At 60.3% G+C, this 7429-nt stretch carries 6 protein-coding genes and 1 pseudogene; 5 read left to right on the top strand and 2 right to left on the bottom strand.

Translation table 11 applies throughout. The features are described from left to right. Window positions 1-364 precede the first annotated feature (364 nt). The 3 genes from JQ624_RS37725 to JQ624_RS37715 are packed head-to-tail and all read left to right on the top strand — an operon-like array spanning window position 365 to window position 2995. Entirely contained in the window at window positions 365-2029 is a 1665-nt protein-coding gene (locus JQ624_RS37725) for a recombinase family protein (protein WP_212423930.1), read from the top strand. Between the two features lie 37 nt (window positions 2030-2066). Continuing rightward, window positions 2067-2492, top strand: coding sequence for a ParB/RepB/Spo0J family partition protein (locus JQ624_RS39470; RefSeq protein WP_212423929.1), 426 nt, complete (start codon window positions 2067-2069; stop codon window positions 2490-2492). 50 nt (window positions 2493-2542) lie between these two features. Beyond that, on the top strand, window positions 2543-2995 hold the full coding sequence (locus JQ624_RS37715) for a hypothetical protein (RefSeq protein WP_212423928.1): 453 nt from the start codon (window positions 2543-2545) through the stop codon (window positions 2993-2995). A 162-nt stretch (window positions 2996-3157) separates the two neighbouring features. Here the strand turns inward: JQ624_RS37715 and JQ624_RS37710 are convergent, their stop codons facing one another. After that, on the bottom strand, window positions 3158-4021 hold the full coding sequence (locus JQ624_RS37710) for a hypothetical protein (protein ID WP_212423927.1): 864 nt from the start codon (window positions 4019-4021) through the stop codon (window positions 3158-3160). A gap of 601 nt (window positions 4022-4622) precedes the next feature. On the opposite strand from JQ624_RS37710, the gene JQ624_RS37705 reads away from it, so the two are divergent. After that, window positions 4623-5756, top strand: coding sequence for an NAD(P)/FAD-dependent oxidoreductase (locus JQ624_RS37705; RefSeq protein WP_212423926.1), 1134 nt, complete (start codon window positions 4623-4625; stop codon window positions 5754-5756). Window positions 5757-5861: 105 nt separating this feature from the next. Here JQ624_RS37705 and JQ624_RS37700 read toward each other — a convergent pair whose 3' ends face one another. Continuing rightward, window positions 5862-6953, bottom strand: coding sequence for a GNAT family N-acetyltransferase (locus tag JQ624_RS37700; protein WP_212423925.1), 1092 nt, complete (start codon window positions 6951-6953; stop codon window positions 5862-5864). Window positions 6954-7354: 401 nt separating this feature from the next. Here JQ624_RS37700 and JQ624_RS37695 point away from each other — a divergent pair. Next, window positions 7355-7429 (top strand): annotated as a pseudogene (locus JQ624_RS37695) (ATP-binding protein); the annotation flags it as partial.

Genomic DNA, 7429 nt, shown 5'->3' with positions numbered 1-7429 from the left:
CGCTCCGCGCGGCATCGATCGCGCCTTCTTTGCCAAGCTCGTCGATGGCGATTGGATCGGCCGCAAGCAAAATTTGCCCATCACCGGGCGGACCGGCGTCGGCCATTGCAGAGTGTGAATGCCAGCTGTAAAGGCATCATCACACGGAGATAGCAATGGAATTGGGGCACAAGACCACCGTCGTAGCGCTCAGGGCTGCCGTTCGGCTCGCATGGGGCATAGCACGGACCGCACGGACGCTGGGAGACCTTAGGGAACGCCTAGAGGCCGCCGTAGAGTATCAGGCGCTCAGGAGGCAAGTGGACTTCGCCGAGGTGCTGGAGCCGCTGACCGCTGAACACTGCGCAACCTGAGAGGTGGCCCCATGGACGCCCCTGTGCGCACCGAGGCCAAGACGCTGGCCTACTCTTACGTCCGCTTCTCGACACTCGCGCAATCCGCTGGAGCAACCGTGCAGCGTCAGACCGAGAAGGCGGCCAAGTACGCCGCTGACCACGGGCTCACGCTCGACACTGAGCTGAACATGATGGACCTCGGGATGTCTGCTTTCCGGGGCAAAAACGCGCGCACGGGGGCTCTCGGGGGCTTCCTTAAGGCCGTAGAGAACGGATACGTCCAGCGAGGCAGCTACCTACTGATCGAGAACATGGACCGGCTCTCACGCGCCGACATCGTCACAGCACAGGGACTGTTCCTTCAGTTGGTCGGAAGCGGCATCAACCTCGTGACGCTGATGAACGGTGAAACCTACTCAGCCGCGCGCCTCGAGCGTGAGCCCGAGGCCATCTTGTTCGTTGTGCTGGAGCTTATCAGGGCCAACCGCGAGAGCACCCGCAAATCACAACTGATCGGAGACGCCAAGGCTCGGAAGAAGAAGCGCCTAGTGGAGCACGGCCTTGAGGGCCAGCCGTACACGCGCCAGACGCCCGCGTGGATCATGTGGTCTGAGGAGGAGAAGGCATACACGCGGATCGAGGAGCGCGCAGCCATCGTGCGAGAGATGTTTGAGCGCATGGACAGGGGTGACGGGCTTACGCGGATAGCCCGTGACCTCAACCAGCGGGGCATTCCGACATGGCCGCAAAAAGGGAAGCGCAAGACGGCCGATCATTGGCGGACCAGCTACATCCGCAAGGTTCTCACGAGCACAGCGCCTATCGGTACGTTCACGCCACATACGACAAGGCACGATGAAGACACGCGGGCACGCCGGGACGAACCCATGACCCCCGTGGAGAACGTGTTCCCCCCCGTGGTGGAAGCAGACCTATATTGGAGGGTGAACCGCAAACTCAAGACCACAGCCGCCAGAGGGCGTCACGCGAGACATGCGCCCAAGTCGATTGTGTCAGGAATCGTGTTCTGTGCCACCTGCGGGCACGCGGTAACGAGGGTTGCCAAGGGAGACTACGTTTACCTCGTGTGCTCCCGAGCGAACATGAGGGCAGAAGGTTGCGACTACAAGGCCGTGCGATATGACACCGTCGAGAGGGCGTTGAGGGAGCACGCCCACCGACTTGTCAAGGACGCGCCACGGGGGCAGAACACCGCCACGTTGGAAAAGAAAATCGACGCGCTACAAAACAAAGCGGACGCGGGAGAAGTGGTCATTTTCGACTTGGCGGAATTGATCGCCGAGGAGCGTGGAAGCCCTGAAGCCACGGCAGCAGCAAAACGGATAAGGGAGATTGACCGGGAGCTGAAGGAGACCCAGAAGCAGCTACGGGACTTGAGAGCACAGAGAGACACACTGACAGCCTCCAGCGTCAAGGACCGCCTCAAGGCAGTCGCGCAGGCACTGACCAACAACGCTGACGTGGTGGAGACCAACAGGACCCTGCGAGACGCCATACGGCGCATCGTGCTTGATCCTGAGCAGGGGTACCTCTGGATCAGGTGGCATCACTCCGATGAGGTGCAGGACATCCTGTGCGCCTCACGGCACATGAACTTTGAGGAGTTCCGCGAGACGACGCCACCGCTGCAGGCGCTGTTCCCTGAGAATGCCACCGCCAACCAACTACAGTAAGTCAGACTGAAGACGTGAAGATAGAGGATTGAGCCGAGTGGCCAAGAAGACGAAGAAGAGCAAGGCACGCCGCAGGACCCTCATGCGGCAGGACATTCAAAGGCCAAAGGACACCGGGGAGACCTTTGAGGACATTGAGAAGCGCGTAGGGAAAATGCCGCGAGGCGAAGCGCTAACAGCAGGGGCAACAGGCACCACCGTTAACTTGGCACGCAACAGCATCCGCGTAGCCAGCGCAGTTTTCCAGTGGCGCGTCCCGAAGCGCAACATGCTTCCGAGCGATGACCACATATTTAGAATGGCAAAGGCGATACAGGAACAGCGGGGTCATTCGCTGCCGCCTATCACCGTGTTCCCGGTGGACGATGCGTACTACGTGATTGACGGGCATCACAGGCTCGCAGCTTACGATACCGCGCGGTGGACCAAGGCATCCCGGCACAGGTGTACGAAGGGAGCCTAGAGGCTGCATGGCGGACGGCGCTTGCACGCAACAGCCGGGATAAGCTGCCCATGGAGCGGGCGGACAAGACAGCGGCTGCATGGCGCATCGTTAAGAAGGATGATGAACGAGACAGCATCAGCAGCATTATGAAGCTCACCGGGGTCGGCAAGGGCACGGTAAATAACATGCGCAGGGTGTGGCGAGCGATCAACGATGGCAAGCACGGTGACCCCAAGGCTCTAAAGGAACTGACGTGGGCGATGGCGCGGAGGTTAGCAGAAGGACGCGAGGAAGACGTCGAGCTAGAAGACTGGAGGGAGCAGGAAGCCAATAAGCTCGTGGACGCGCTTCACAAAGCGAAGTTGATTGGCAGGCTTACCAAGAGCGCTGACATCTTGGCGCTTGTGCTGGAGAAGCTGGGGGAGGGGTTACCCGCAGCGCTAATGGCCGAATGGACGGAGGAGCCGGAAAGGCCGTTCGACCCGCACGAACCGGCGGATGAAGATGAAAGGGCCTTTTAGGTACCCAAACACTACAGTACCCATTTGGGTACCTCCCGGTTTAATGTCATAAAGCGGGTGGGATTATTGTCCTATTTACGCATACACAAGCCGGAGCGTCCTGCCCACGCCAAGGCCGCTGTTCGAGGTAACCGCGCGGCGAGCAAGCCTCGCACCGAGCGACTAGGATGCTCCGGAGAGCGGAGGCAATCCGCGCATGACTGGGCGAATACGTACCGCACATTCGGGCGCCCGTTGTTCCGGAGGAATGAGAGCGAAGTCGATGTGAGGTGACATCGGCCGCTGACGGATCGAGCAGACGAGCAGGTCCTCACCGAACGTCAGCAGATTATCAAGTAAGACCATCAGATCAGGAAAAAGAGGCGTTTCTGCACGTGTGTCCTTTCCCTCTCTGCGCCAAGTCGGTTCAAGGATGCCGCAGGAAGTTGCGCGGTAGTTCTCCAGGACCATAGCGCCCGCGCTATCCAGATGCTCAACGGCGTTCCTGAACTTTATGATGTCTGACACCCAAGGCTCTTCAGAGCGGAGCATTCGGGTAAAATCAGCATCCGGTCCGAACGTGTCGGCAGCCCATATGATAACCGTCCCATCCTTGTCCTTCCCCTTGTCCTTCCATTTTGTTAGGCGACTGGCGTCCAAGAATGACGTTCCGAAAAAGACGTTCAGGACCTTCAGCGCATTCCGGAGATAGAGCTTCGCCTCGTAAAGAAACGTATTAACCTCATCTTCCAGTCCGATTACGAAGGGGACGCTGCGCGCACCCTGATCAACGGCAGCGGCGACTTCTGCAAGGGTTGCGTCTCTTGCCTCCTGCAAACGCGTGACGGCGTCGTAACACCTCAGCAGATTTCGCTGCAGGTCCTCGTGGTAGAGGCGAAAGACGCTGCCCTTCGCTTCTTCTGTCAGATTTGCAAACCCTAATAGCTCGTGGGTCTGCACCGACAAACGCGCAACGATGGGGTTGTTAGTCCCATGGTTGGAGCGCTTTTGAACAATGAACGGTTTTGGTTGCGGAGGCTCGTCCATCCCGCTTTAGATCATTAACGGCCGGCTTTGTCATCCGACGGCCCTAAGTGGGGCCGCACAGAACGCGCACGGCTGCCGTAAGCTCGGCGGCGGCCAGCTTCAAGTCGAGGAACTGAAATCGAACGCAGCAGTGAAAACCGAAAAGGGTCCAATGGGCTCATATGGGAGCCACGGCAGCAGGCATGCGACCACGCGTAGCTTTTGTCATTGAGATATGTCTCGGTGCTGATCGGCAATCGCCGAATTGAAGGCGGGTTAGACGTAGTCCATATTCGCAAGCGGAAACGAACTCAACGACACCATGAACGGGAACCCCTCGGATGCGGCTCAAACAGCGGCCTGATATCGGCGCCTTTGTGGCCGCAGACCTGATGGCCCCTCCAGATCAGCGGGCTAGTCGCGCGGCCGTCGGCATCGCGGAACTGTTTTGGCAATTACCGGTTGAAAACGTTCCCAACGCGCGAGCTGGGCTTCGTCTGTGCCATCGCAGCCCTGTTGGTCCACTAAACGCCTCGCAACGCCGGCCGCCGGTGACCGCTTGCGGCGTTTGCGCGGCGCACGAGGCTCGTGGGCGCCACAGGCGGTCGGGCGTGGGGGGTGCATGAGCGCAGAGCAAGCCGTCGTTACGCGTGATGTCCTGATTGTTGGTGCCGGCCTGGCCGGCTCGGCTGCAGCCACCGTGCTGGCGCGGCGCGGCCTGTCGGTCGCCGTGATCGATCCTTACGCCGAATTCCCGCCGCTGTTCCGCGCCGAAAAAATCGAGCCGGACCAGGCCGCGCTGCTGCAGTCGCTGGGCTTGCTCGATAAGGTCAAGCAAAAGACCCGCATCATCAGCGAGATCATCCATGGCCGTGCCGGCCGCATGCTGCGGCGGCGGCAGATTGAGCAGTTCGGCATTTCCTACTGCGACATCGTCAACCAGGTACGGGCGCAGATTCCGGAGCAAGTCGAATTCCGGCTGGGACGGGTAGAAAAAATTACGCCCGATGAGAGCCGCCCCTGGGTCGAACTGGCTGACGGCAGCGTCTGCGTTGGCCGGCTGTTGATCCTTGCCAGCGGCATGAGCGGCCGGCTGCCGGAACAGTTAGGCATCGAAAAACGCATGGTCAAAGAAGAGCTGTCGATGGCCTTCGGCTTTATGCTGGAGCGCACCGACGGCCAGGCCTTCCCTTTCGATGCAGTCACCTACTACACCGGCACCCTGGCCGACAAAGTCGGTTACGTCACCCTATTCCGCATGGGTAATGCGATGCGTGCCAATATTTTTGCTTACTGGCCCGCCAAGGACGCCACCACCAAGGAATTGCTGCGCGAGCCCGCTACCGCCCTGCCGCGCTTGCTCCCCGGCCTGGATCAGCTCATTGGAAGCTATGCTGTGCAAGGCAAGATTGAACCGTTCAAGATCGATCTGTATCGCATGCAGCAGTGCGCGCGTGCCGGCATGGTATTGATCGGCGACGCTTATCAAAGTGTCTGCCCGTCTACCGGCATGGGCCTGAGCAAGGTGCTCACCGATGTGGACGTGCTATGCAATGAGTTCGTGCCGCGCTGGATGGCTGCCGGCAGCATTGCCACCTCTGATGTGGCGGCGTTTTATGCGCATGAGCGCAAAAACGCGGTAGATGATCGCGCGCTGCGTCTGGCGCTGGCGGGACGCGACAGCGTGCTTGCGACATCCCTGCGCTGGCGTGTGCAGCGCCTGGTGCGCGCATGGCGCTTTGCGCACGGGGGATGATCTGCGGCGCGCCCTGTGTAGCAATGGTTCGGTGGCCAGCAACCCCGTCAGCAGTCGGTGCATCATCGCGAATTGCGGGGGCGTGGATTCATGTACATATCCATTCTAATCGCTGGCGTGGTGACACCACTCACCATCGAGCCGCGAGAGCAGCGATTGCCCCCGCGTGAACGCTTCGAGGATGGCGGGGTGCTGGGTTCGCACCAGCATCCAGCGCACCCACGGATCAAACACGGCGAGCCGCGTGGCAAGCGGAGCAAGCAACGACGGATGCAGCACGCCGCGTAGACTTGTGGCTCCCCGGAGCCATGCGTCATGCGCGAGGCTGGCGAAAACAGGAGCAGCCCACTCGGGATCAGCAACTAACTGCAGGACCTCGCTCCGTCCTCCACCCTTGTTCGCGTAGTACATGTACCAACCGACGACAGCGCCCTTGGCATGCAGACTGTTCAGCACGAGTTGCCCGTGCCCCTGCATCGACCTGGCGCGCTCGACCAGCCACTCGATTGAACCATCGGTCGCATCCGGACGCAGCAGATCCTCACCCTGGAAACCTGCAATCAGTGATGCAAGTCCGGCACCGGACATGGGTGTGACCTGCAGATCCGGCACACCGAACCTGTATGGACTTCGCGGGACGTGGCGAAGCATGGCATCCATGGCGTCGGCAGGCAGCAGACACACCGGGCGCAGAACCTTTGGCATCCGGTCTGTGACAAGTGAAGCAAGGCCACGCACCGGTCGCAGCGGCAATATCCAGCGAACGCTCTGCGCCATGCTGACCGTCATCCCCAGGCGTTCATGCAACGGCCGGTTGCGCTCGCCGACTTCGTCCACGAACGCGAAGTCCCGCGGCAACTCCAGATAAGCCCGAAACAGTGCGCCGCCCACTCCGCGCCCGCGGTGCGCGGGATGAACGACGAAGTTGGAATGCACCGTTCCGGTGTAGGTTTGCCCGAGAAGCGTGAATCGACGTCCCGCAACGCCGATGAAGCCGACGACACTTCCTTCGTGCTCGTATACCAGTGGATCGTAACCTGGCAGGCGCACCTGATTGTTCAGGAAGACCGTCTCGAGCCATTGGCGATACCGCTGCCGCAGCTGCGGCGTCATCGGTCGCGACGACAAGAACACCCTGTTGTGCAGCTCGGCCACCTGGTCGATGTCCGAACCGGTGAGTGATCTCACGCCGCTCATTGAATTCCTCGATGGACCGATGTCGACGTCATGAGATCCGCAAACTGTTTCCGGACTTCCAATGGTCTTTGAATCCCCTGAAACTCGGGGTCGAATTCCGAAGCTGATTCTATAGAACCTGGACGATGCCGAAGAGAACCATTTCCTTCAGCTTTGCCGGCGCCCAGGCGCGTATGGAATTGCTACAGGCGAGGTGCCGGACCGACCGAAGGGTACCCGAGGGACGCACTGAGGCTCAACCCAACCATAGTGCAACCAAAGACGCACACCGCTGCCGTGAGCCCGGAGGAGGAGCAGCAGCTTGAAGCCGAGGAACTCGAAACCGCTCGAAGCTTGCGGTCAAAAAGGGTCCCATGGGCCGATATGGGACCCAAATTTTGTCATTGACGTTCCGCATTTGCAAGAGCTGGATCGCCTGCGCGCTCGGCCACAAGGCATGCCGCGATAATCGATCCGTCTTATACCATCGCCTGCCA

Source organism: Bradyrhizobium sp. AUGA SZCCT0283 (genome assembly GCF_018130385.1).
Classification (GTDB): Bacteria; Pseudomonadota; Alphaproteobacteria; order Rhizobiales; family Xanthobacteraceae; genus Bradyrhizobium.
The sequence above is the reverse complement of the archived record's forward strand: the minus strand, read 5'-3'. Positions and strand labels throughout refer to the sequence as shown.

Excerpts from the sequence above, each read along its gene's own strand:
- JQ624_RS37715 (WP_212423928.1), top strand. The coding sequence starts at position 2,543 with ATGGAGCGGGCGGACAAGACAGCGGCTGCATGGCGCATCGTTAAGAAG.
- JQ624_RS37705 (WP_212423926.1), top strand. The coding sequence starts at position 4,623 with ATGAGCGCAGAGCAAGCCGTCGTTACGCGTGATGTCCTGATTGTTGGT.
- JQ624_RS37725 (WP_212423930.1), top strand. The coding sequence starts at position 365 with ATGGACGCCCCTGTGCGCACCGAGGCCAAGACGCTGGCCTACTCTTAC.
- JQ624_RS37710 (WP_212423927.1), bottom strand. The coding sequence starts at position 4,021 with ATGGACGAGCCTCCGCAACCAAAACCGTTCATTGTTCAAAAGCGCTCC.
- JQ624_RS37700 (WP_212423925.1), bottom strand. The coding sequence starts at position 6,953 with ATGAGCGGCGTGAGATCACTCACCGGTTCGGACATCGACCAGGTGGCC.